This is a genomic window from Streptomyces antibioticus, assembly GCF_002019855.1.
GTDB lineage: Bacteria > Actinomycetota > Actinomycetes > Streptomycetales > Streptomycetaceae > Streptomyces > Streptomyces antibioticus_B.
Window position 1 is genome coordinate 8,042,649 of sequence record NZ_CM007717.1, and the last position, 20,458, is coordinate 8,063,106.

Annotated in this window: 16 protein-coding genes; 10 read left to right on the top strand and 6 right to left on the bottom strand. The window is 72.7% G+C overall.

The features are described 5' to 3' along the window. The first annotated feature begins 28 nt into the window (after positions 1 to 28). Complete coding sequence (locus AFM16_RS36260; protein ID WP_167797321.1) at positions 29 to 478, top strand: DUF1877 family protein; 450 nt, start codon at positions 29 to 31, stop codon at positions 476 to 478. A 256-nt stretch (positions 479 to 734) separates the two neighbouring features. Here AFM16_RS36260 and AFM16_RS36265 read toward each other — a convergent pair whose 3' ends face one another. Then, positions 735 to 1,877, bottom strand: coding sequence for an FAD-dependent oxidoreductase (locus tag AFM16_RS36265; RefSeq protein ID WP_030782327.1), 1,143 nt, complete (start codon positions 1,875 to 1,877; stop codon positions 735 to 737). 72 nt (positions 1,878 to 1,949) lie between these two features. Further along, positions 1,950 to 2,303, bottom strand: coding sequence for a VOC family protein (locus AFM16_RS36270; protein ID WP_030782324.1), 354 nt, complete (start codon positions 2,301 to 2,303; stop codon positions 1,950 to 1,952). A gap of 115 nt (positions 2,304 to 2,418) precedes the next feature. Here AFM16_RS36270 and AFM16_RS36275 point away from each other — a divergent pair, with 115 nt between their 5' ends. Together AFM16_RS36275 and AFM16_RS36280 are read left to right on the top strand one after the other, a co-directional pair. Continuing rightward, entirely contained in the window at positions 2,419 to 3,036 is a 618-nt protein-coding gene (locus AFM16_RS36275; RefSeq protein WP_209313239.1) for a dihydrofolate reductase family protein, read from the top strand. An 84-nt stretch (positions 3,037 to 3,120) separates the two neighbouring features. Further along, positions 3,121 to 3,983, top strand: a protein-coding gene (locus tag AFM16_RS36280) for an IS5 family transposase (protein WP_107419222.1) whose coding sequence is annotated in 2 segments (ribosomal slippage) — positions 3,121 to 3,477 and positions 3,480 to 3,983 — 861 coding nt in all. Because the reading frame shifts where the segments join, the coding sequence is not laid out codon by codon here. A gap of 9 nt (positions 3,984 to 3,992) precedes the next feature. Here AFM16_RS36280 and AFM16_RS36285 read toward each other — a convergent pair. After that, positions 3,993 to 7,010 (bottom strand): AfsR/SARP family transcriptional regulator, encoded by a 3,018-nt coding sequence (locus tag AFM16_RS36285; RefSeq protein ID WP_051780177.1) that lies wholly within the window; start codon positions 7,008 to 7,010, stop codon positions 3,993 to 3,995. A 239-nt stretch (positions 7,011 to 7,249) separates the two neighbouring features. On the opposite strand from AFM16_RS36285, the gene AFM16_RS36290 reads away from it, so the two are divergent. Together AFM16_RS36290 and AFM16_RS36295 are read left to right on the top strand one after the other, a co-directional pair. After that, a complete protein-coding gene (locus AFM16_RS36290; protein WP_030782313.1) occupies positions 7,250 to 7,624 on the top strand; it encodes a peptidase inhibitor family I36 protein in 375 nt (124 codons plus the stop codon). Positions 7,625 to 7,659: 35 nt separating this feature from the next. Then, the gene (locus AFM16_RS36295; RefSeq protein WP_245177895.1) at positions 7,660 to 8,538 is read left to right on the top strand and encodes a hypothetical protein; all 879 of its coding nucleotides are present in this window, start codon (positions 7,660 to 7,662) and stop codon (positions 8,536 to 8,538) included. A 17-nt stretch (positions 8,539 to 8,555) separates the two neighbouring features. Here the strand turns inward: AFM16_RS36295 and AFM16_RS36300 are convergent, their stop codons facing one another. Both AFM16_RS36300 and AFM16_RS36305 read right to left on the bottom strand, forming a co-directional pair. Then, entirely contained in the window at positions 8,556 to 9,740 is a 1,185-nt protein-coding gene (locus AFM16_RS36300; protein ID WP_030782308.1) for an RCC1 domain-containing protein, read from the bottom strand. 77 nt (positions 9,741 to 9,817) lie between these two features. Then, positions 9,818 to 11,077 (bottom strand): RCC1-like domain-containing protein, encoded by a 1,260-nt coding sequence (locus AFM16_RS36305; protein ID WP_244368369.1) that lies wholly within the window; start codon positions 11,075 to 11,077, stop codon positions 9,818 to 9,820. Positions 11,078 to 11,668: 591 nt separating this feature from the next. Here AFM16_RS36305 and AFM16_RS36310 point away from each other — a divergent pair. From AFM16_RS36310 to AFM16_RS36320, 3 genes are read left to right on the top strand one after another with little or no spacing between them, the layout of a single operon-like run. Next, the gene (locus tag AFM16_RS36310; RefSeq protein WP_245177896.1) at positions 11,669 to 12,187 is read left to right on the top strand and encodes a hypothetical protein; all 519 of its coding nucleotides are present in this window, start codon (positions 11,669 to 11,671) and stop codon (positions 12,185 to 12,187) included. A 50-nt stretch (positions 12,188 to 12,237) separates the two neighbouring features. Next, positions 12,238 to 13,203, top strand: a complete 966-nt coding sequence (locus AFM16_RS36315; RefSeq protein WP_030782301.1) for a hypothetical protein — start codon at positions 12,238 to 12,240, stop codon at positions 13,201 to 13,203. Positions 13,204 to 13,227: 24 nt separating this feature from the next. Next, on the top strand, positions 13,228 to 14,586 hold the full coding sequence (locus AFM16_RS36320; RefSeq protein ID WP_030782298.1) for a hypothetical protein: 1,359 nt from the start codon (positions 13,228 to 13,230) through the stop codon (positions 14,584 to 14,586). 63 nt (positions 14,587 to 14,649) lie between these two features. On the opposite strand, the gene AFM16_RS36325 is transcribed toward AFM16_RS36320, so the two are convergent. Next, complete coding sequence (locus tag AFM16_RS36325; RefSeq protein ID WP_078636523.1) at positions 14,650 to 14,988, bottom strand: amphi-Trp domain-containing protein; 339 nt, start codon at positions 14,986 to 14,988, stop codon at positions 14,650 to 14,652. 129 nt (positions 14,989 to 15,117) lie between these two features. Here AFM16_RS36325 and AFM16_RS36330 point away from each other — a divergent pair, with 129 nt between their 5' ends. Both AFM16_RS36330 and AFM16_RS36335 read left to right on the top strand, forming a co-directional pair. Next, positions 15,118 to 15,765 carry a dihydrofolate reductase family protein gene (locus AFM16_RS36330; RefSeq protein ID WP_030782295.1) on the top strand — a complete coding sequence of 216 codons (648 nt, stop codon included), beginning with the start codon at positions 15,118 to 15,120 and terminating at the stop codon, positions 15,763 to 15,765. Positions 15,766 to 15,871: 106 nt separating this feature from the next. Then, on the top strand, positions 15,872 to 20,458 hold the full coding sequence (locus AFM16_RS36335; RefSeq protein ID WP_078636524.1) for a HEAT repeat domain-containing protein: 4,587 nt from the start codon (positions 15,872 to 15,874) through the stop codon (positions 20,456 to 20,458).

Below are 20,458 nucleotides of genomic sequence, written 5' to 3' on the forward strand. Positions count from 1 at the left end.
GAGTGAAAGGCGATGAACAACAATGAATGTGTCCCTGTTCGCTCTCCCTCGGCATGAGGTGCATGGCGGTCTCGAGCAGGTGTTGTCCCGTTGGCGAGCCTTGGAAGACGACGAGTCGGACGACCTGTGCGACCTCGGCGAGGACGCGAATGTGGTGGAACGACTGCTGGAGAGGGCGGGCGCCGGCGAAGGCGCGCTGTCCGCGGTATCTGGGGAGACGGTTCTGGGAGACGACGGCGTTGGCACCGTATGTACCGTTCTGTCGCCTCAGGAAGTCGTCGGCGTGGCAGACTTCATCGCTTCCGTGGACGTCGACGAGGTGATGCGCAATGCCCCGGATGTGCTCAGCGGGATCATCCGCGGCGGTATCCCCGTGGGCTATCTGGAGGACCTGCATGAGACCCTGGATGCCCTCTGGCGGCTCTACGGCTCTGCAGCCCGCGACGGCCTGTGCGTGGCCCAGGTGTTCGAGGGTTGAGCAGGTGACCGATCGTCAGCTCTCCCATGGGAGTGACGATCGCTTGCTGGTTCTCGCAATCGGTGTGCATGCCGTCGGTCGGCAACCGGCCACACATCCGATGCCGGTACCCGGGAAGGGCTGAGTGCGGGCCACATGGCGTGCGGAAGTGGTGTGCGCCCGTCCGGGTGACGTCGCCTACTCCCCGCGGGACGTGTCCGCCCGCCCGGGACCGGGGGCGCGGCGGCGCGGCTGAGAGGGTCGTGCCGTCGTCCGGTCAGACGGCGGGGCGTGGGCGTGGGCGAGGACCGAGGGCGAAGCGGGACGGGCCGGGCTCGCCGTGCACGAGGGAGGCGGCCAGTTCGCCGAGCACGGAGGCGAACTTGAACGCGTGGCCCGAGCAGCCGCCGAGCACGGTGACCGGACCCTGCCGGTCGACGAGGAAGTCGTGGTCGACGGTGGTGGTGTAGAGGCAGGTCAGCGGGTCGGGCGCGGTGGGGTCGACGCCGGGCAGCCAGCGCTCGGCGTACGCGGCGAGCGCGTCCAGGGTCGCGGCGTCCGGTGTGCGGTCGCGGTGATCGGGGTCGACGACCGGGCCGATCCCGTGGAAGCCGGCCTTCACGCCGTCGGTGCTGCCGAGCCCGTAGACACCGTCCGTCGACCGGCCGGTCGCGGGCAGCGCGGCGCCCGGGTGATGGATGAAGCTGGGCCAGGACAGGGGGTCCGCGGCGGGGAAGTGGGCGGGCTGCTCCTGCGTGACGCGCAGCGCCGGCAGCCCGCTGACCGGAGCAGACGCGCCGTCGCCGAGCAGGGCCGGGGTCCAGCCGCCGACGGCGACGACGACCGCGTCCGCCGTCCACTCCTCGCCGGCCTCGGCCACTACGCGCACACCGCCGCTGTCGAGCACCCGCACCCCGGTCACACGGACACCGTGCCGGACCTCGGCGCCATGGGCCCGCGCCGCCTGCTGGAACGCGGCGACGGCGTCATCGGCGTGCAGCCGCCCCGCCTCCGGATGGAACACCGCGCCCGTGTCGGCACGCAGCCCCGGCCACCGCTCGGCCACCTGGTCCGGAACCATCCGCTCGACGGGTCGCCCGGCCGCGGTCAGCGTCTCGAACAGGGCGTCGGTGACCGCGGCCGGGCCGTGATCGACGGCACCGGTCAGCGACAGCACCTGCCGCCCGGTCTCCTCCTCCAGCCGCCGCCACAACGGCAGCGACCGCACGGCCAGATCGACGTAGAACGGATCCGCGTACGCCAGCCGGAAGATCCGCGACGTGCCGTACGAGCTGCCCCGGTCGTGCCCGGGCCGGAACCGCTCCAGCAGCGTGACCTCACCCCCGCGCGCGGCCAGCCGCCACGCCGCCGCGGAACCCATGACGCCGCCACCTATGACGACGATGCGACGAGCAGGCATGAGGTGATCCCTTCGATCAGGTCAATCAGGCGTGACCAGGGATTTTTCTATCACTGCCGAGGTGGGGACGGATCAGGCGGGCTGCCACAGTTCGACGCGGTTGCCCTCGGGATCGGTGACCCAGCCGAAGCGGCCGACGCCGTCCATGTCCTGGATCTCCTCGGCCACGTCGGCGCCCTTGGCGCGCAGTTGCGCGAGTATCGCGTCCAGGTCGCGGACCCGGAAGTTGAGCATCGTCTGCTGCGTACGGGTGCCGAAGTAGTCGGTGTCGGCCTCGAACGTAGCGAACACGGTGGGCCCGGCCGGCTGGTTCCAGAGCCCGTTGTCGTCGGCGTCCAGCCCCAGACAGTCGCGGTACCACGCACTCAGGGTCACGGGGTCGGTGGACCGCAGGAAGTAGCCGCCGATACCAAGCACACGTTCCATGAGGTCATCCTGCCAGGACGGTGACGGGGACCGCCCGCGCGCGTGGTGGCCCCGTGTCGGAGAGCCGGGCACGTCATGCTGGACTCCACGGCCCGCCGGCGAAGGAGAGAGTGCTGTGACGACACCGACCGGCAAGGTGATCTGCGACATCACGATCTCGCTCGACGGCTGCTCGGCCGGGCCCGACCAGACGGAGGAGCGGCCGTTCGGGAACGACGGCGGTGACGGCTCGGGCGGCAGGTTCCATGCCTGGATGTTCGACACGCCCGAGGAGAACAGAGCCGAGATCGAACGGATGACCGCCGCCTCGGCGTTCATCATGGGGCGCAACATGTTCGGCCCGGTCCGCGGCGCGTGGGACCGGCCGTGGAACGGCTGGTGGGGTGACGAACCGCCCTTCCACGCATCGGTGTTCGTCCTCACCCACCACGCACGCGAGCCCCAGCCGATGGCCGGCGGCACGACGTTCACCTTCGTCACCGACGGAATCACCTCGGCACTGGCCCAGGCACGCGAGGCCGCGGGCGACGGCGAGATCTCCGTCCTCGGCGGCGCGACCACCGTCAACCAGTACCTCACGGCCGGCCTGATCGACGAACTCCGCCTGCACATCGTCCCGTTCACCCTCGCCACCGGCACCCACCTCTTCGACGGCGTACCACCCCTGAACCTCGAACAGACGACATCACGACGAGCGAGCCAGGTCACACACGTGACCTACAAGGTGTTGTAGGGGAACGGCAACACACTCGCTGTCGGTCGGCCGGGGAACTAGGGTCCGTCTTCAAAGATCATCCGGGTGGTGGATCATGGTGTCGTGGTACGTCGTCATGAACTCACGGACCAGGAGTGGGAGTTGCTTGCTCCCCTCATACCGCGGGCTGCGACGGGGCGGCCCCGCGTGGAGGACCGGCAGGTCATCAACGGGATGGTCTATAAGATCCGGACCGGGGTCTCCTGGCGTGACCTGCCGGAACGCTACGGGCCGTGGAAGACGGTCTACACCCGTTTCCGCCGCTACGCCCTGGACGGCGTGTTCACCCGGGCTCTCCAGCAGATCCAGGCCCGCGCGGACGCCGCCGGCGACATCGACTGGCTCGTCCAGATCGACTCCACCATCGTCCGCGCCCACCAGCACGCCGCCGCCACCGGCCGAAAAGGGGGCGGCATCGGCAGGACGAACCGGACGATCACGCCCTCGGACGATCCCGAGGAGGACTGACCACCAAGATCCACCTCGCCTGCGACGGCCGCGGCCGTCCCCTCGCCGTCCTGCTCACCCCAGGTGAACGCCACGACAGCGTCTGCGCACGTCCCCTCCTGGAACGGATCCGGGTCCCGCGCACCGGCCTCGGCCGCCCGCGCTGCAGACCCGACCAGGTCGTCGCCGACAAGGCCTACAGCTCCCGAGGCTTACGTTCCTACCTGCGTAATCGCGGCATCGCGTGCACCATCCCAGAGAAGAACGATCAGCAGCGACACCGCCGCAACCGCGGTCGCCGCGGCGGTCGGCCACCGGCGTTCGACCGGCAGATCTACCGCCGACGCAACGTCGTCGAGCGCTGTTTCAACCGTCTCAAGGGCTTCCGCGGCATCGCCACCAGGTACGACAAGACCGCCACCTCGTACGAGGCAGCGGTCAGTCTCGCGTCACTCCTGCTCTGGGCAAGATCCGTTTGAAGACGGACCCTAGAAGGAGGACGTGCCGGTCAGGTCCGCCAGGTTCGTTCTGATCGTGTCGGCCTCCGGCATGCCGAGTTGGGTGTAGAGGGTGAGGGCTCGGTGGTAGTGGTGGGCGGTGAGGGTGGGGGAGTGGTGGGCGGCGGCCAGGCCGCTGTGGGCGCGGGCCTGTTGGGCGGGGCTGCCGATGTCCTCGGCGATGGTGAGGGCCTCGGTGTGGTGGGTGAGGGCGTCGGTGGGGCGGCCGGCGGCGCGGGCGGCCTCGCCGAGGCCGTTGAGGGCTCGGGCCTCGCCGTCGCGGTCGCCGTTCTCGCGGTAGAGGGTGAGGGCCTGCCGGTGGCATTCGGTGGCGTCCGGGTGCCGGCCGCGCCGGGTGTGGACGAGGCCGAGGCCGTGCAGCGCGCCCGCCTCGCCGTAGCGGTCGCCGACCTCGCGGAGGAGGGTCAGGGCCTGTTGCTGGTGACCCGCGGCCGAGTCCAATTGATCCAGGCGTACTTCGACCGCACCGAGGTCGCTCAGTGCGTGGGCCTCCAGGTAGCGGTTGCTCGTCCTGCGGAGGAGGGACAGCGACTGGCGGAGGTGGTCGGCGGACTGGTCGTAGCGGCCGAGTTGGCTCTCGACGCTGGCCAGGTCCTTGAGGGCCGTCGCCTCGCCCAACCGGTCGTCCATACGGCGGTACAGCACCAGCGCCTGTTCGAGGTACTCGACGGCCGACAGGAACCGGCCCAGCCGTTCGTCGACCAGGCCGAGGTTGACCAGCGCGCGGGCCTGGCCGGTCACGTCGTCGGCCTGCCGGAACAGCGTGAGCGCCTGCTGAAGATGCCGGCGCGCCGGTTCGTGGCGGGCCAACTGCCAGTAGGCGATGCCGAGTCCGATCAGCGCCCGGGCCTCGCCCACCGGGTCGCCGATCTCGCGGGCGGCGTCCCGGGCGTGCCCGTGGATCGTGAGGCCGTCGGTGTGCTGGCCGCTGACGAGATGGCGGTACAGGGTCGAGGAGAGACGGATCGCGTGGGTGGGGCGGCCGCGGGTCGCCGTATGGGCCGACATCGCCGTCAGGCCCGGCCGCTCGGTGTCCAGCCAGGCCCGCGCGGCATCGGGATCGGACAGGTCGGGCACCGGAGTGACGGTCTCGGGGGCGGCCGGCCGTAAGTGGGCCTCGGCCGGGTGGAGGCAGTCCATGGCGGCGGCCGCGGTGGCCAGACAGTGGTCGAAGAGCCGGTCGAGCGCCGTCTCGCGGGCCCCCGGCGTCTCCTCGGCGGTGGCGAGCCGGGTGGCGTAGGCGCGCAGCAGGTCGTGCATGCCGTAGCGGGCCGTGTCCGTCCGCTGGATCAGATGGGCGCGGGCGAGGACGTCGAGGGTACGGCGGGCGTCCGCCGGACCGGTGTCCGTCAGCGCGGCCGCCGCGTACGCGTCGACGTCGGGGCCCGGATGCAGGCCGAGCAGCCGGAACGCGTGCGCCGCGTCGGCCGGCAACTGCCGCAGCGACCACGAGAACACCGCGGCGACGGCCGTCCGAGGGTCACCGTCCGCGCCCAGCAGGTCCAACCTGCGCTGTTGGTCGGCGAGTTCGTCGACCAGGTCGGCCAGCGGAGTGCCGGGGCGGGCCACGGCCAGCTCCGCCGCCACCCGCAGCGCGAGCGGCAGCCGCGCGCACTGCGCGGCGAGGGCGTCCACGGCGTCGGGCTCGGCCTCCGCGCGCGGGCCGACGAGCCGCCGCAGCAGGGTACGCGCGGCGTCGACGGGCAGCAGGTCGAGGTCCAGACGGTGGGCGCCCTCCCGCGCGACCAGCCCGGCCAGACTGTCCCGGCTGGTCACCAGCACCGCACAGGAACCGGTGCCGGGCAGCAGCGGCCGCACCTGCTCCACCGTGGCGGCGTTGTCCAGGACGATCAGCATCCGCCGGCCCGCGACCTCGGTGCGGTAGCGCGCCGCACGGTCGTCCTCCTCCAGCGGGACGTCCTGCCCGGCCACCCCGAGCGCGGTCAGGAACCGCACCAGCGCCTCGGCGGCCGTCATGGGCCGGTCGGGGTCGTATCCGCGCAGGTTCACATACAACTGGCCGTCCGGGAAACGGTCCCGGGCCCGATGCGCCCACCGCACCGCCAGCGCCGTCTTGCCCACACCCGCCGTCCCCGACACCGCCGAGATCACCACGGCCGTCGCCCGGTCCGCGGCCACCACCTTGTCCAGGTGCGTCAGTTCCTCCTCACGGCCGGTGAACCCGGTCGCCTCCATGGGGAGTTGAGCGGGAATCACGCCAACTCGTGAACTGGGCCTGCTCGGCGGTGGTGCCGTGCCCGCACCGCCGCTCAGGACCGCCCGGTGCTCCCGCCGCGCCTCCGCCCCCGGCGTGGTGCCGAGTTCGTCGGCCAGCCGTTTGCGCAGGGCCGTGTAGCAGGCCAGCGCCTCCGGGGCGCGCCCCGCGGCGTGCAGGGCCCGCATCAGCGCGACGGCCAGCGGCTCGACCAGCGGGTGTTCGGCCACCAGGACGGACAGCGTGTCGACGACCACCACCTGCCCGCCGAGCCGGAGTTCGGCGTCCGCCCAGGCCAGAACGGCGTCGATCCGCTGGTGCAGCCAGGTCTCCCGGGTGCGCGCCGCCCACGCACCGGGCAGCCCGGCCAGCGGCTCGCCCCGCCACAGGCCCATCGCCTCCCGCAGCGTCGCCACCCGCCCCGCGTCGGAGCCGCCCGCGCCGCGGGCCCGGCCCACCAGACCCCGGAAGCGGTGGACGTCGACCAAGTCCCGCGAGACGTCGAGGCGGTAGCCGCCCGGCCCGCGCACCAACGAGGCCGCGGCCGCCGTGTCGTCGTCGGCGCCGCGCAGATGCGGGGCGCTGTCCACGAGGACCCGGCGGATCCGGGCGACATGGGCGTAGAGCGTCGACCGCACCTGCGCGGGCGGGTCCTCGCCCCACACCCGGTCGATCAGCGTCTCGGCCGCCACCCAGCCGCCCGCGTCGGCCAGCAGCGCCGCCAGCACCGTACGCCGCTTCGCGGGCCCCAGATCCACCGGGCGGCCCGCCACCCATAACTCCACGGGCCCCAGCAGCCGAAATCCCGTCACACCGTCCCCCTGCCCCGCCCCGCCCCGCACGCGCCGTCCCGTCCCCCGCCGGGCGTCACCCAACCACCGCGCCACCTGCGAGGCAAGTTTTACGCAAGCTCCCCGGCCACCTCCCTCCTCCATCGTGTTCACGGCACCCCGCCGCACCGATGGACGCCTTCCGTTCCATGGGCGGCGTGAGCGATGGAGGAACACACAGAATGAAGCGGATCCTGGCCAAGGCCGGCATCGCCCTGGGAACCGTGGCGCTCGCCGTCACCGGCGCGGTCGTCACTGCGGCCCCCGCGAACGCGGCGCTGTCCGACTGTCCCTCCGGCGGGCTGTGCGCCTACCTCGGAGTCAACGGCTCGGGCACCCCCGGCGTGGTCTACGGCGACAACACCAACCTCCTTCAGTACAACAAGTTCAACAACGCCGAGTCGCTCTACAACAACGGCACGAGCTGCAACGTCCGTATCTACTCGGGCACGGGCTACACCGGCTCCAGCTACGTGCTCTCCCGGGGCTACTACAACGGCTCCCTGGCGAACACCGTGTACTGGCACAACGTCGCCTCGAACGACTGGTGCGTGTGATCGTCCCCCCGACGGCGTGGCGGACACTCCTCACGGTGTCCGTGGCGTTGACCGCGGCCGGCTGCTCCTACGGGGGTGAGCAGCCCGGCCGCGGGTCCACGGCCCCCGACGTCCGTCCCCTGAAGGGGGCCACCGCGATCAGCCACGCCGACGCCGTACGCCTGCACGACCGTGAGGAACGCGCCGTCGCCGCCTGTATGCGCGACCGCGGGCAGCGGTACACGGCCCAGCCCCGCACCGCGTCCGCGCGCAGCGAGGAGACCAACCCCTACGGGCTGCTCACCCCGCGCAGGGCGGCCCAGGACGGGTACGGGATCGTCGGCGAGTACCTCTACCGGCTCACCGCCCCCGCGCCAGCCGACGAACCCCGCGAGACGGTCTGGCAGCAGGCCCTCACCGGCACGCCCGCGCACCGGGTGACCCTGCGGCTGCCCGACGGTGTCAGCCTGGAGTACTCCACCGACGGCTGTGTCGCCCGCGCCCGCACCGAGGTCTACGGGGCGGACTGGAACACGGTCGAGCCCGTCACCGTGGGGCTCGCGAACCGGGTGATCGCCGCCGTCGAGGCGGACCCGGACCACCGTGCCGCCGTACGGCGCTGGTCGGCGTGCATGTCGAAGGCGGGGCATCCGGCGAAGGACCTCCAGGCCCCGCGCCAGGCCGTCGACTCCCGTCTGCGGACGACCGTCGCGGAGGGCGGCACCGGGCCGGACCAGGACGCCGTGCGCGCCCTCGGCCGCGACGAGATCCGCACCGCACGCGCCGACGCCGACTGCCAGGCGTCGACGGGACTCGCGGAGGCCGTACAGGACACCCAACAGGCCGTGGAGAAACGGCTCCTGACGGAACGTGACCGAAAAACGGTGGCGAGCTACGTGACCGACCGACGCAGAGCGCTCGCCACCGAACCGTGAGGGCCATCCGGGGACGGTCAGTACGCGTACCCCGACTTGCCGGTGATCGTCGTCGTCACATGGGTGATCCCGCTGCCGGGCGGCAGGGCGACGGTCGTGGACGCGGGCGAGGTGGTGGTGCCGTCACCGAGCTGGGCGGCCGCGTTGGCGCCCCAGCCGATCACCGAACCGTCGTCCAGCGCCGCGATGGTGAAGTCGGCTCCGCCCGCGACCTGTTGGACGCCACGGAGCTGGTCCAGGACGACCGGCGTGGTGCGGTGGGACTTCGTGCCGTCGCCGAGCTGGCCGTCGCTGTTCTTGCCCCAGCCGGCCAGGCTGCCGTCGTCGAGGACCGCGAAGCCCGAGGCCGAGGTGGCGAACACCTCGGCCACCGCGTCCAAGTAGGCTACGTCGACCGGCTTGTTGCTGTCGGCGGTGCTGTCGTTGCCGAGCTGGCCCTCGGTGTTGCGGCCCCACGCCTTGACCGTGCCGTCGGCGGTGAGGGCGAGGACATGGTCGCAGCCGACCGAGACGGACTCGACGTCGGTGAGGTCGGGCACCTTCTGCGGGGTGTCCCGGTCGGTGTTGGCCCCGGTGCCCAGACGGCCGTTGGCGCCCGAACCCCAGGTCCACACGGTGCCGTCCTGCCGCAGGGCCACACTGAAGTCGCAGCCCGCGCCGACATCCCTGACCTCGTCCAGGCTCTGCACGGGGACCGGCGCCCGGTACGGGTTGGTGGTGTCCAGACCCGTGCCGAGCTGCTTCCTGGCGTTGCTGCCCCAGGCCAGCACCCGCCCGGCCCTGACGGCGAGCGCGTGGTTGGCGCCGGCGGAGACCTCGCTGACACCCCACAGCCCGGCGACGGTCACCGGGACGGGCTGGCTGACGAGGGTGCCGTTGCCGAGCTGCCCGGTGGCGTTGGAGCCCCAGCTCTTGACGGTGCCGTCCTTGAGGAGGGCGACGGCGAAGGGGTTGGCGGCCGCGCCGGCGCCGCCGCCTCCGGCGGACAACTCGCGTACGTCGTCACGGGCGATGCCGGTCACGGCGGTCGCGGTCTGCTGGGCGGCCAGCCCGCCGTTGCCGAGCTGGCCCTGGGCGTTCTCGCCCCAGGCACGGACCCACGGGTCGGTGCCCGCGGCGGCCGGAGCGGTCAGGCACGGGGCGGCCAGGACGGTGGTCAGGGCGACGGCGGTGAGGAGAGTGCGGCGCAGGGGTGGAGTCATCGGCGTGCCTTTCGGAGGAAGGAGGGCGCGGGCGGTGCGTCGGTACGGGTACGGCGACATGAGCGTCACGCGGCCGCTCAGTACGCGTACGTCGTGTTGCCGCCGAGCGACACCGCCACGTCCTTGATCGCCGAGCCCTCGGTCAGGATCCGCACCGAGTCGTAGCGGGAGACGGTGGTGCCGTTGCCGAGCTGGCCCTCGCCGTTGTGGCCCCAGGTGAAGACGTCGTCGGCGGTCACCGCGACCCCGTGCCGGGCCCCGGCGGCGAGGTGCTGGACGCCCTCCAGACGCGGAATCTCGACGGGCGCGGTGCGGTTGGTGCGCGAGACGTTGTCGCCGAACGCCTCGTCGCCTTCCAGGAGTTGGCCGTACTGGTTGTTGCCCCAGCCCCACACATGACTGTCGCTGGTCATGGCGTAGTTGTGGTGGGCGCCGGCCTCGATGTCGGAGACGCCCTCCAGCCAGTCGACGTCGACGGGGACCGTGGCGGACTTGGTGGAGGAGTTGCCGAGCTGGCCGTACAGGTTGTAGCCCCAGGACTTGACGGTGTCGTCGGCGGTGAGCGCGAGCGCGTGATGGCAGCCGGCGTCGATCTCGACCACGTCCTCCAGGCCGCTCACCAGGCGCGGCACGGAGCTGGTGGCGCGGCTGCCGTTGCCGAGCTGGCCGTGGATGCCGCGGCCCCAGGCGTAGACCCTGCCGTTCTCCAGCAGCGCGAGACTGAAGTCGCAGCCCGCCGAGATCTGCTTGACCTTGGGCATGCCCTGCACCCGGTCGGGGACCGTACGGCTGTCCCCGGTGCGGTTGTTGCCGAGCTGGCCGTACGCGTTGTCGCCCCAGGAGTAGACCTGGCCCGAGGTGTCGAGCGCGAGGGCGTGCCGGCCGCCCGCGGCGATGTCCTTGATATTGGTCAGCCGGGGCACGGTGGTCGGCACGGTCTGGTTGGCGTTGCCGCCGTTGCCGAGCTGGCCCGAGGAGTTGTGGCCCCACGACTTCACGGTCTTGTCGGTGCGGGCGAGGGCGAAGGAGTCGGCCGACGAGGTGCCGCCGGCCGAGACCTGGTCGACGTCGCCGCGGAAGAGGCTGGTGACGGAGGAGGGGGACAGGCTGTCGGCGAGGGTGCCGTTGCCGAGCTGACCGGTGCGGCCCGCGCCCCAGCTCAGGACGGTCGGGTTCCCCTCGTTGGCCGCGGTGGGAGACGCGGCCGCGACGGGGGTGAGCACCACGGCGGCCGTGGCGACGACGGCGAGGGTGGCGAGGGTGCGGCGGTGCCGGGTCACCGCCCGCCGGGTGCCGGTCACGTCCTGGGAGGGACGGGGACGAGGGCGTGGGGACATGGCTGTGCTCTCCTTCGCGTCGGACCGCGTGCGGGCTGAGGGGGAGGCGGTGGCGAAAAGCGGTGCGGGAAAGGCGGGGGGAAAGGCTGTGGGGTGGGGCCGGACGGCCGGGGAGGTCGCCGGGCCCCTGAGCAGCGTGTCCGCAAACGATCACCGGCGCGACCCCGGAGCGGGCGAAACACCCGAAGGGCCCAGACGCCTTCGGCGCCCCCGTTCGGAGGTGTCCCCGCGCGCGGTGGCCCGTCGGTGCGCCGCCCGCCGGTCGGACGCGGCCGGTGGGGTCGGCGGGCCGGTACCGGGCGGGGTGCCGGGCGATCGGGTTCATCCGCACGGGCGGGACGGCACCTCTGCACGAGGTCCCCTTCGATGACCTGAAAGAGGGTCCGACATATGCCCGAGGTCTGTCCGAACGGCATGGGGCCGATGCGGTGAACACTGCTCACGTCACCCCGGAGCACGTGTGTTCTTCCGGGCGACCGGGGAGGGTCGGACTAGCTTCTGATCATCTTTGCTGTTCGCGGCGACGGCCTCCCACCGAGCCTCTCCGAGCCGCTCCGGCCGTCGACTCGCCCGATTCCGCAGGGAGTTCACGTGATCCCACGCGCGTCCGCACGCCGCGTCCTGTGCACCGCCGTCCTCGCCTCCGCGCTGTCCCTCGCCGCCCCGGTCCTCCTCGCCCCGCCCGCGCACGCCCGGCCCCCCTCGTCCCTGGCCCCCGCCGAGGAGTGCGCCCCCGACGACCAGGCGTGCAAGGACGAGCAGGAGAACGCCGAGCAGGCGCAGAAGGTCGAGGAACAGCAGCAGAAGACCGAGGAGGACGCCAAGAAGGCCGACCAGACGATCAAGGACGTCGGCAGACAACTGGAGGAGTGCCGGCCCGGCAACAGCGCCTGCATGGACCAGCTCGCCGGGCCTGGCATGGGCGAGAAGCAGGGCATCACCGACATGACCGCCACCGTCAAGGGCTTCGAGCCCGGACCGGCCGGCGAGGCGTCCGCCGCCGTCACCGGCACCTGCGCCGGCTTCCCCGGCTCGCTCCCGGCCGGCTCCGCGGACCCCGGGCGGAGCCCGTTCCCCGTCTCCCGACTGTGCGCCCTGCTGGGCGGCTGACCGGCCACCTCCCTCGCCGCTTTCCGTCCACCCCGCAAGAAGGGATCCCCATGCCCGCGCGCCGCGTCCTGCTCGCCGCCCCGGCCCTCGCCCTCGCCGTGTCCCTCGCCGCACCCCTCCCCGCCCTCGCCGCGCCGAGCCCCGCCCCCACCACGAACAGCCCCGGCCCCCTGCCCGAACCCCGCGCCGTCACCGCCGACGGCCGCCCCGCGAAGATCGCCGACGTCCTGGAGCACTGCGAGAAGAACCGGTCGGGCTGCCGGTTCCTGATCGACCGCGCGCTCGGCATCGAATTCGCCACCACCGTGCGGTCGTTGGGCAACGCCGTCGTCAACTGCACCCAGGACCCCATCACCATCGAACGCACGGTGACCCTGCACGCCGGCACCACCGACAACATCAGCGGCGAGATCTCCGGCTCCGTGACCGCCGAGGGCTCCATCGGCGCCTCGGGCGAGGTCACCACCACGCTCGCCAACGACATCACCAGCTCCCACAAGACACCCGACCTCAGCAAGGGCCCCACCTCCGAGTCCGGCACCAAGACCAGCGTCGGCGCCGGGGCCAGGCTGACCGGGCAGACCAGCGCGAGCCTCGCCTTCCAGGCCGCCTTCAAGGCCGCGTACGCCAAGACCTGGACCGTCGAGAGCACCGAGAGCACGACCTACAAGACCACCGTCAGGGCCCACGACATGCTCGTGTTCGGCGCGACCGTCGCCATGCGCCGGGTCGTCGGACAACTGGTGACCGACGGCGGCGGCAGCGTCCTCAACGTGGCGGTGGACAGCCCCTCCATGGTCAACGACAGCCACTTCGTCGCCCAGACCTACGCCGCCCCCGCCGGGGTGTGCAGCGGTACGCGGCCCCCCGACGCGACCGCGCGCGACGACGACAACACCGGCGGCGGCCCCGGCGGGCTGCGCAACGGCACTCCCCGGGAGATCCCCGCCCGCACCGCCGTACCGCCCGACGCGGCGCCGCAGCGCGAGGTCGTGCTGAGCCCGGCCGCCTCCTGAGCCCCCTTCCCGAGGAGAACCCCCATGCGGCACCGACCCCGCCCACCCCTGGCCACCACCCTCACCACCCTGACCGCGCTCACCGCCACCGCCCTGCTGCTCCCGCCCCTCGCCGCCGGTGCCGCCGTCGGCGAACAGCCCGTGGAGGTCCTCAACGGCGACTTCGCCTCCCCGGCGATCAGGGGCGACGGCCCCACCACCGTCGGCCTCGACCACTGGACCGGCGCCAACCAGCGCTACTCCGCCGCCGCCTCGGGCCGTACCGACGGCGCCCACGGCGTGGCCCTCCAGAAGGACGGCAACACCCTCCAGCAGCGGCTGCGCGGGGTGCGCGCCGGAGCCAGGGTCACCGTCTCCTACGAGGACAGCCCCGCCGTCTCCAAGGAATGCGTCGCCGCCGACGTCGAGAACGGGCAGCCGTACACCGTCGAAGCGAGCGGAGGACCCGTCCGGGCGGTGACGACCGCCCCCGACCCCGGCCGGGTCAAGGGCACCCCGGGCACCGGCCGGTGGACGGGTCGCGGATACGAGTTCACCGCCGCCGAGAACGAACCCCTCCTCACCTTCACCTCGAAGGTCACCGCCGCGCGCACCCATGTCACCTGCACCCCGATGATCACCCGGATCCGTGCGGTGGAGGTGCCGCCGGCCGTGAACCAGAGCGTCGACCGGACCGCGCTCGGCACGGCCGAGGCGTACAAGGGCAACGAACGCGAGAAGACCCTCCACAACGCGGCCGCCGCCTGCAACGGCGAGAACGCCTGCACCTTCCGCCCCGACCGGCGCACCTCCTTCCGCTACTACGGGCGGGCGCGCGTGATCGGCGAGGCGTTCGTCAACTGCACCCGCAACCCCCTGGAGCACACCCGCGTCCTGCGCTACGCCGAACGCGGCCACGACAGCATCGCGCAGACCTACGCCGCCGCGAACCTCCCGCTCGAAGAGGTCGCCCGGCTGCCCACCTCCGGCGACCGGGCCGAGGACGTCAAACGCGTCAAGGAACGCCCGATGGCGGCCCAGTTCGCCGCCGCCTACGAGCGGACCTGGCAGCGGCCCTGGCAGTGGTTCAGCAGCGACCAGCGGGAGATCGTGGAGCGGATCCAGCCCGGTGAGGTCGGCTGGGTGGAGATCCAGCCCAGCAGGGAGCGCGTCGAGGGCTGGTTCGTCAGCGCCAAGGACGACTACCGGCTGCACGCCGTGGTCGACGGCCCGTCCCGCGCGGTCCCCGACCGCCTCCTGCAACGCACCGGACCGATGTCCGAGGCCGAGAAGCAGCGCTGCGCCGCCGCCCGCCCCATGACCGCCACTCCGGTCGGCGCGGACACCCCGGCCGGCTCCGCCGACAAGGGGCTCCTGGAGATCCCGCCCCCGACGGCGCCGTGAACGTGCGCGGGGAGCGGCGCGCTCGGGGCGAAACCGTCCGCTCCCCGCGCACCGCGGCCGTGATCAGGCGGCCTTCGCCGCCGCCCGCTTGGTGCTCCTGCCCCTGCCCGGCTTGGCGGGCGTGCTCTTGCGCGCGGGGGCGGTGGCCGGCTCCGGGCCGGCCGCTGTCTCGTTCGGTGTGATCGGCCAGGTGAACTCGATCTCCAGTTCGATCTTCCCGTCCTCGACCTCGACCTCGATCTCACCGTGCAGACGGTCGGGGACCCGCAGCCCGAGCACCCCGGAGCCGAGGTCCAGCTCGGCCCGGCCGCCCTCGCGCAGCACGCCGGCGAGCGCCGTGAGCAGGTCGGCGGCCTCACGGCGGGACAGCGAGCGCTTCTGCTCGAACTTGAGGTCACTCATGCACGTCTCCTGCACCCAGCGGCGGCGAATCCTCGCGTCGCTGTCGATCCGGCCACGTCCTGTTCGACATCCTGACGTAGGACCCGGCGCCCTGCGAGGCGGGGCGGACCTGACGAGGGAAGCGAACCGATGGACCAGCTACTGCGCGTGCAGAACTTCACGATCTCCAGCGACGGGATCGCCGCCGGAGAGGACCAGAGCCTGGAGGCGCCCTTCGGGAGCGGTATCGACCCGGGAAAGCTCTTCGCGTGGGCCGGTGCCACGGCGAGCTGGCCCATCCGGACCGCGCCCGGCGGAAGCCGGGGCCTGGACGACTACTTCGCCCGGGACTTCCGTCACGGCATCGGCGCCGAGATCATGGGCCGCAACAAGTTCGGACCCCAGCGCGGCCCCTGGGAGAACCACGAGTGGCGCGGCTGGTGGGGTGAGGAACCGCCCTTCCACACACCGGTGTTCGTCATGACCCACCACGAACGGCCCTCGTTCACGCTCTCCGACACCACGTTCCATTTCGTGGACGACGACCCCGCCGCCGTTCTCGCCCGCGCGCGGGAGGCCGCGCAGGGCAAGGACGTCCGGCTCGGCGGCGGCGTGACCACGATCCGGGAGTTCCTCGACGCCGGCCTGGTCGACACCCTCCACGTGGTCGTCGCACCGGTGAAACTCGGATCCGGGCTGCGCCTGTGGGACTCGCCCGACGAACTGCTGGACCGCTACCACCTGGAGGCCGTGCCCAGCCCGAGCGGCGTCACACACCATCTCTTCTGGCGCAGGTGACCGGCGGACCTTGATCGTCGGAGGTGACGAAGCAGACATCACGAACCCCCGCGCGTGGTACGTTCGTTGACATTGATGGAGAGGCGTAGAGCGTCACGGGGGACGGATGGCCGATTCGCCGTACAGTGCGTTGCGCGCCCGGCTGGTGAGCAGGACCGTCGCGCACTACCTCCCTCCCACCTTCCGGGTCCGCGCCGCCGCGGACGACTCCGGGGAACGGCTCCGGTTCGACGCGCTGCTCGACCTGCTGCCCTCCCACCGGGCCAAGTACGCACCCAGGCCGAAGACCTGGCTGGTGACCGGGGGCGCGGGCAGCGGCAAGAGCACCGCCGTCCTCCAGTACGCCATCGCGCTCCTCGACCGTGAGACACCCTGCGTCGTCGTCGACAACCGCACCATCCGCCAGTTGGACGTGCAGGGGCTGACGGTCAAGGAACTCGCCCGCCAGTTACGTCCGGCGGGCGTGGACGAGAAGCTGTGGAAGGCGCACGTCAAGAAGAACCGCGTGGTCTTCCTGGTGGACGCGCTGAACGAACTGGAGCGGGAGTTCGGCGGCTCCGCCGAGGGCAGGTTCATCTGGCAACTGGTCGCCGGATCCCATGACTTCACCGTACTGGTGACATCCCGCAGCAAGGTCGACGACCTGGACCGGACCATCCTGCGCGATGTCGAGACCGTGTCCATCGAGCCCCTCGGCGAACAGGACATCGAGACCTACCTCGGGATGCGCGACGAGTCGGCGACCGACGCGCTCGCCGAGATCAGGTCCGGCGACATGCTGGGCGTCGCCTCCAACCCCTTCATGCTGTCGCTGCTGACCGACTGGCTGCTCGGCACCCGCTCCGTCAAGGACCGCGCGATCCCGCGCAGCCGCGCCGACCTGCTGCGGCAGACCGTGGCCCGGCCCGACAGCGAGGGCAGACTCGGCAGGGCCGAGCAGGACGCGGCGAAACGCGGCCTCGGCATGGAGGCCGCCCTGTGCGCGGCCGCGCTCGCCGCGATCACCACCCGCAAGGGAAACGCCGACTTCCTCGCCCGGGACGTCGAGGCGCTGCTCGGCCGGGTCTTCGAGGACCGGGACGAGATCGTCCACACCGTGAAGGCGTTCCTGGACACCCAGATGGTGGAGCCGGTCGGCGACACGGCCGACGACCAGTACAGCCTGATCCACCCGGCGTTCGTCGACTTCGGACTCGCCCTCGCCTGGCGCAGCACCAGCCCGCCGCCCGTCGTGCTCGACCCCGCCTACCTGGACCAGTGCCTCGGCGACTGGGTCGGCCTCCAGTCCGACCCCGACAGTGCCGCGCTCGGCCTCCTCGCCCCCGACGCCAAACCGCTGCCGCCCGAACTCCTCGTGGACGTCCTCCTCGCCAACCGCGGTGTCCTCGGCGACGAAGTGCGCGGCGTGCTGTGGCAGCAGCTCGGCCAGTGCTTCAACCAGGGCCGCCAGACCCGCGACCGGCTGGCCGGAGCCCTGGCCGCCCTGCCGTCGACCGTGCTGCGCGACGGCCTCCAGCGCGGACTGCTCCGGGCGCTCAACACCAAGGACCCGGAGTTCGCGGACCACATCCTGGCCGCCCTGTGGAGCGGCTCCCTGGACGCCCAGGCGCTCCAGCGACTGCGCCGCACCCACCAGCGGAACAAGAAGGAACCGGCACCGCGGGGACCCGACCGCGACGAGGCCGAGGCGGCGAAGCGCCGGGGATGGCTGCTGGAGTCCAAGGACCCGGCGGCCCGCCGCCGCAGCGCCAACTGGCTGAGCAGCAAGGGCGGCGAGCAGGACGTCGACGTCCTGCTCACGGCGATGTACGCCGACTCCGACACCGCCGTGCGCGGCGCCTCCGCCACCGCCCTCGGACGCATCGGCTCGCCCCGGGCCGTCCCCGCCCTGCTGCGGACCCTGGAGACCGAGGACGAGACCAGCGTGCGCGGCTCGGCCGCCAGTGCCCTCGGCCGGATCGGCGGCGCCCAGGTGGTGCCCGCGCTCACCGTCGTGCTCGCCGACGACGCCGAGCCCAGCGTGCGCGGTTCGGCCGCCAGCGCGCTCGGCCGGATCGGCGATCCGCAGGCGGTGCCCAGGCTCATGACCGTGCTCGGCTCCGACTCCGAGGCCAGCGTGCGGGGTTCGGCCGCCAACGCCCTGGGCCACATCGGCGATCCACAGGCCGTGCCCGCCCTCACGGCCGCGCTCGCCGACGACCCCGACGCCGGGGTCCAGGGTTCGGCCGCCAACGCGCTCGGCCGGATCGGCGATCCGGAGGCGGTGCCCGCGCTCACCGCCGTCCTCGGCGTCCACGCCGAGTCCAGCGTGCGGGGGTCGGCCGCGTACGCCCTCGGCAGCATCGGCGATCCGCAGGCCGTCGTCACCCTCACCACCGCCCTCGCCCAGGACACCGAGTCCAACGTCCGCGGTTCGGCGGCCAACGCCCTCGGCAGCATCGGCGATCCGCAGGCCGTGGCCGCGCTCACCGCCGCACTCACCGACACCGACGCGAGCGTGCGGGGTTCGGCCGCGAACTCGCTCGGCCGGATCGGCGACCCGCAGGCGATCCCCGCCCTCACCGGCACGCTCGCCCACGACCGGGAGCCCATCGTCCGGGGGTCGGCCGCCAACGCCTTCGGCAGCATCGGCGATCCACGAGCCGTACCGGCGCTCACGACCGCCCTCGCCGACGGCGACTCCGGCGTCCGGGGCTCCGCGGCCAACGCCCTCGGCCGGATCGGCGACCTGGAGGCGGTGCCCGCCCTCAGCACCACCCTGGCCGGTGACGACGAGGCGATCGTGCGCGGGGCGGCCGCCAACGCGCTCGGCCGGATCGGCGACGCGCAGGCCGTGCCCGCCCTCAGCATCTCCCTGGCCGACGACGGCGAGGCCATCGTGCGCGGCGCGGCGGCCAACGCCCTCGGCCGGATCGGCGACCCCGAGGCCGTCGCCGCCCTCACCACCGCCCTGGCCGGTGACGGCGAGGCCAACGTCCGGGGCTCGGCCGCCAACGCCCTCGGCCGGATCAACGACCCCGGCGCCCTCGGCCCGCTCACCGCCGCACTCGTCGGCGACGCCGACGACTGGGTGCGCGGCTCCGCCGCCAACGCCCTCGGGCACCTCGGCGACACCGCGGCGGCCGACGTCCTGCGCACCACGATCCGCGACCCCGAGGAGACGTACCGCACCCGGCGCGCCGCCGTGGGCTCCCTCACCCACCTCGACACCGGCGACGAGGAGTGGATCACGGTCGTCGCCGACCGCCTCAAGTACACCGCCCGCAACAACCGGCACGGACGCGCCCTGCGCGGGGCCATCGTCGACCTCGTGGGCCGCCGGGAGATCACACCGACGACCAAGGACTGGCTGGTCGGCGTGATCCGCGACGACACGGACCCGCTGAACCGCACCACGGCCCTCGAAGGACTCGCACGGGCCGGCCAGGCGGACGCCGACCTGATCAAGTTCATCATCGCGCCCGAACACCCGCGGGCGGACAAGCGGCCCCGCGACAGCGACGCCGGCGTCCTCGGCGTCGCGGCGACCGCCGTCGTACGGGCGGCGGCCGACGATCCCGCCTACACCGACGCACTGCTGCCCAGCGTCGTCCACATGCTGGTGCAGAAGAACACCTTCCGGGCCACGGTCATCCCGCCGCTCACCCAGTTACGACTGCTGCCGCTGCCCGTCGCGGAGCAGATCTTCCGCCGGCTCACGGCGCTCATCGACGCCACCCCGCCGGAGAACCCGTTCGTGGAGCCCGCCCTGCTCGCCGAACGGGAGTCCCTCGCCGAGCGCAGACGCGTGGAGGCCGAGGTCGAGTCGTTCACCAGCAATCCCGAGGCGGTCCTCGCCGGGTTCCGCGCACAACGCACGTCGAGGTTCGAAGTGACCGCACCCCACACCAGTGCCGCGGCAGCCGCGCCCGACGCCGGCGACGAGTATCACGTCGCCCTGCTCACCGCCGTGCCCGTGGAGACCAAGGCGCTCTTCCACACGCTCGACGAGCGGGGCGTCGAGATCACCGAGGTGCAGCGCGACGGCCGGTACTACGACGTCTTCGAGCTGGACTCCGCCGGCCGCACCCCGGTCCGGGTGGTCACCACCCAGGCCACCGACCAGGGCGGCCAGTCCGCCGCGGCGGTGACCCGCGACCTGCTGTCCGCGTTCCGGCCGGACCTGGTGTTCCTGATCGGGGTCTGCGGCGGCTTCGCCGAACACGGCGTGTCCCTCGGTGACGTGCTCTTCGCACGCCAGGTGTTCGACTACGGCCCGGAGCGGGTGCGGCCCGAGGGCGCCGGTCTGCGGCCGCCGGTGTACCGGGCCGACGAGCAGGTGCTGCGGCTCGTCGGCAGGCTCGACGCCCGCGGCCGGCTCGACGCGTCGCTGGACAGCCACGAACTGCTGATCAAGGACTTCGCGAGCGGCGAGAAGGTCATCGCCTGGCGCGATGCCGAGCTGCGCACCGAGCTGCTCGGCCTGTCCCTGGACATCGGGGGAGTGGAGACCGAGGCGCACGGCGTGCTGCACGCGATCTGGGAGGCGTTCAAGGCGAAGGACTTCGTGGGCGGGGCGATGCTCAAGTGCGTCAGCGACCTCGGCGACGAGGAGATGGGCGTCGACAAGAAGGCCAAGCAGACCGATGCGGCCCGGCGGGCGGCGCGGGTCGCGCTGGACGTCGCGGCCGCGTTCCGCCGCGCGGACGCCTGA

Coding starts and splice junctions, on each gene's coding strand:
- AFM16_RS36265 (WP_030782327.1), bottom strand. CDS start 1,877: ATGCCTGCTCGTCGCATCGTCGTCATAGGTGGCGGCGTCATGGGTTCC.
- AFM16_RS36270 (WP_030782324.1), bottom strand. CDS start 2,303: ATGGAACGTGTGCTTGGTATCGGCGGCTACTTCCTGCGGTCCACCGAC.
- AFM16_RS36290 (WP_030782313.1), top strand. CDS start 7,250: ATGAAGCGGATCCTGGCCAAGGCCGGCATCGCCCTGGGAACCGTGGCG.
- AFM16_RS36300 (WP_030782308.1), bottom strand. CDS start 9,740: ATGACTCCACCCCTGCGCCGCACTCTCCTCACCGCCGTCGCCCTGACC.
- AFM16_RS36305 (WP_244368369.1), bottom strand. CDS start 11,077: ATGTCCCCACGCCCTCGTCCCCGTCCCTCCCAGGACGTGACCGGCACC.
- AFM16_RS36315 (WP_030782301.1), top strand. CDS start 12,238: ATGCCCGCGCGCCGCGTCCTGCTCGCCGCCCCGGCCCTCGCCCTCGCC.
- AFM16_RS36320 (WP_030782298.1), top strand. CDS start 13,228: ATGCGGCACCGACCCCGCCCACCCCTGGCCACCACCCTCACCACCCTG.
- AFM16_RS36325 (WP_078636523.1), bottom strand. CDS start 14,988: ATGAGTGACCTCAAGTTCGAGCAGAAGCGCTCGCTGTCCCGCCGTGAG.
- AFM16_RS36330 (WP_030782295.1), top strand. CDS start 15,118: ATGGACCAGCTACTGCGCGTGCAGAACTTCACGATCTCCAGCGACGGG.
- AFM16_RS36335 (WP_078636524.1), top strand. CDS start 15,872: ATGGCCGATTCGCCGTACAGTGCGTTGCGCGCCCGGCTGGTGAGCAGG.